Genomic DNA, 2,701 nt, shown 5'->3' with positions numbered 1-2,701 from the left:
GCTGAAGCTGATTGCCGATGCCGGGCTGGTCGGACTGCCGAATGCCGGCAAGTCGACATTCCTCGCCGCCGTCACCGCGGCCAAGCCGAAGATCGCCGACTATCCGTTCACGACGCTGCATCCCGGCCTTGGCGTTGCCCGCATCGACGCGCGCGAATTCGTCATCGCCGACATCCCGGGTCTCATCGAAGGCGCGCATGAGGGCGTCGGCATCGGCGACCGCTTCCTTGGCCATGTCGAGCGCACGCGCGTGCTGCTGCATCTGGTTTCGGCGCAGGAGGAAAATCCGGGCAAGGCCTACAAGACCGTGCGCGCCGAACTCGAGGCCTATGGCAACGGCCTGACCGACAAGGTCGAGATCGTGGCGCTTTCCCAGGTCGACACGCTCGACGCCGATGCGCGCAAGAAGAAGGTCGCCTCGCTGAAGCGCGCCGCCGGCCGTGCGCCGATGCTGTTGTCCGCCGTCACCGGCGAAGGTGTCGAGGCAGTGTTGCGGGCGCTGATGTCGGTGGTGGCCGAGGCGCGTGCGCAGATCGCTGCCCCGGTCGAGACGCGCTGGGACAGATAGACCGATGCAGTCGCTGAAAAAATATCGGCGCATCACCGTCAAGATCGGCTCGGCGCTGCTTGTCGACCGCACGACGGGCTTGAAGCGAGACTGGCTGGCCTCGCTCGCCGACGACATTGCCGTGCTGGCCCAGGGCGGCGCTGAAATCCTCGTCGTGTCGTCCGGAGCCATCGCGCTTGGCCGCACAATCCTTGGTCTCGGCAAGCGTGCTTTGAAGCTCGAAGAGAGCCAGGCCGCGGCAGCCGTCGGGCAGATCGCCCTGGCCGGCGCCTGGTCGGATGCGCTCGGCAAGGGCAACCTGAAGTCGGGCCAGATCCTGCTGACGCTCGGCGACACCGAGGAGCGTCGCCGTTATCTCAATGCGCGGGCGACGATCTCGACGCTTCTGAAGATGAAGGCGGTGCCGGTCATCAATGAGAACGACACGGTGGCGACGTCCGAAATCCGCTATGGCGACAATGACCGGCTGGCGGCTCGCGTCGCCACCATGATGGGCGCCGATCTTCTGGTGCTGCTCTCCGACATTGACGGGCTCTACACGGCGCCGCCGGCGCGCGACCCCAACGCCAAATTCATTCCGGTGGTCGATCGCATCACGCCCGACATCGAAGCGATGGCCGGTGCGGCCGCTTCCGAGCTGTCGCGCGGCGGCATGCGCACGAAGCTCGATGCCGGCAAGATCGCTACCGCCGCCGGCACCGCGATGATCATCACGTCAGGCACGCGGCTGTCGCCGTTGATGGCGATCGAACGCGGCGAGCGTGCCACCTTCTTCCGGCCGAGCGCCAACCCGGTCAAGGGCTACAAGACCTGGATCGCCGGCCAGCTCGAACCTGCCGGCCGGCTGACAGTCGATGCCGGCGCCATCGGCGCGCTGCTGTCGGGCAAGTCGCTGCTGCCGGCCGGCGTCAAGCTGGTCAGCGGCAATTTCTCGCGCGGCGACACGGTGGCGATCCTGTCGCCCGAGGGCCGCGAGATCGCGCGCGGGCTGGTTGCCTATGATGCCGCCGATGCCGTAAGGATCGCAGGTCTGAAGACGGCCGAGATCGAAACCGTGCTCGGCTACGAGGCGCGCTCGGCGATGATCCACCGCGACGACCTTGTGGTGAGCCATTCTGGTGACCAAGTACGGGCCAGCGACCAAGTATTGGCCGGTGGCAACGTAAGCGGAGGATGAGCCATGCTGAAGCTGCATGAAAAATCCGGGGATGACACCGTAGCAACGATGGCCGATATCGGCCGCCGCGCCCGCGCTGCCGCCCGACCGCTGGCCATCGCCACGACCGCCGCCAAGAACGCCGGGCTTCTCGCCATGGCCGAGGCGATCGTTGCTTGTGAGCAGGACATTCTCGACGCCAACGCCATCGACATCTCGAACGGCCAGGAATCCGGACTTTCCGCCTCCTTCATGGACCGGCTGAAGCTCGATCCGGCGCGCATCCGAGCCATGGCTGAAGGCATCAGGGAGATCGCCGCGCTGCGCGATCCGGTCGGCGATGTCATCGCGCAATGGGACAGGCCGAACGGCCTGCATATCGAGCGTGTGCGCACGCCGCTCGGCGTCGTCGGCGTCATCTATGAGAGCCGCCCGAACGTCACGGCGGATGCCGGCGCGCTGTGTCTCAAGGCCGGCAATCCGGTGATCCTGCGCGGCGGCTCGGATTCGCTCAATTCTTCGGCCGCCATCCATGCCTGCCTGGTCGAAGGGCTGAAGGAAGCCGGCCTGCCGCAAGACGCCATCCAGCTGGTGCCGACCACCGACCGCGCCGCCGTCGGCGAGATGCTGAAGGGGTTGGGTGGTTCGCTCGACGTCATCATCCCGCGCGGCGGCAAAAGCCTCGTCGGACGTGTGCAGAACGAGGCGCGGGTGCCGGTCTTCGCGCATCTCGAAGGCATTTGCCATCTCTACATCGACCGCTCGGCCGATCTCGACATGGCGGTGCGGATTGCGGTCAACGCCAAGATGCGGCGCACCGGCGTCTGTGGTGCCGCCGAGACGCTGCTGGTCGACCGGGCGGTTGCCTCCACGCATCTGGTGCCGATCCTCGACGCCTTACGCGCCGCCGGCTGCGAAATCCATGCCGATGCCGACGTGCTGAAAGTGTTTTTCGACGCCAAGCCGGCGACCGATGC

Annotated in this window: 3 protein-coding genes; all 3 read left to right on the top strand. The window is 66.6% G+C overall.

All coding sequences use genetic code 11. The annotated features are described in order from the left end of the window. Nucleotides 1-568: GTPase (locus tag EN935_RS30250; RefSeq protein WP_206534602.1), on the top strand; the 568-nt coding region annotated here is incomplete at its 5' end. Nucleotides 569-572: 4 nt separating this feature from the next. Next, a complete protein-coding gene (proB, locus tag EN935_RS30245; protein WP_127373932.1) occupies nucleotides 573-1,745 on the top strand; it encodes a glutamate 5-kinase in 1,173 nt (390 codons plus the stop codon). 3 nt (nucleotides 1,746-1,748) lie between these two features. Then, a partial coding sequence (locus tag EN935_RS30240) for a glutamate-5-semialdehyde dehydrogenase (RefSeq protein WP_127373931.1) occupies nucleotides 1,749-2,701 on the top strand: 953 nt, incomplete at its 3' end.

Origin of the sequence: Mesorhizobium sp. M7D.F.Ca.US.004.03.1.1 (assembly GCF_003998635.1) — a bacterium.
Classification (GTDB): domain Bacteria; phylum Pseudomonadota; class Alphaproteobacteria; order Rhizobiales; family Rhizobiaceae; genus Mesorhizobium; species Mesorhizobium loti.
Note: the sequence above shows the minus strand (reverse complement) of the source record. Positions and strands in the feature narration are given on the sequence as shown.

What these genes read in the sequence shown, in the direction of transcription:
- proB (WP_127373932.1), top strand. Translation starts at nt 573, where the DNA reads ATGCAGTCGCTGAAAAAATATCGGCGCATCACCGTCAAGATCGGCTCG.